This is a genomic window from Parvimonas sp. D9 (assembly GCF_035282565.1).
Taxonomy (GTDB): Bacteria; Bacillota; Clostridia; order Tissierellales; family Peptoniphilaceae; genus Parvimonas; species Parvimonas micra.
Map to the genome: position 1 here is coordinate 1 of NZ_JAYKBM010000237.1, position 246 is coordinate 246.

The 246-nt window shown below is 74.8% G+C and carries 1 protein-coding gene; it reads left to right on the plus strand.

All coding sequences use genetic code 11. The features are described 5' to 3' along the window. The coding region (locus VJI94_RS08705) for a carboxypeptidase-like regulatory domain-containing protein (RefSeq protein ID WP_324009086.1) at positions 1–246 on the plus strand (246 nt) is incomplete at both ends.

The following is a 246-nucleotide window of genomic DNA, read 5'->3' on the forward strand; positions in this document are numbered from 1 at the left end:
TCCGCGCAGGCGCAGCAGCAGCAGGCACCCCGGCCCGAGGTCGCGATCGGCACCCGCGACATCGGCGGCACGGTGGCGGGCAGCCAGGGTCCCGAGGCGGGCGTCTGGGTCATCGCCGAGACCCGGGACCTGCCGACGCGGTTCGCCAGGATCGTGGTCACGGACAACCAGGGGCGCTTCGTCATCCCGGACCTGCCCCCGGCCCGCTACGAGGTCTGGACGCGCGGCTACGGCCTCGTCGACTCG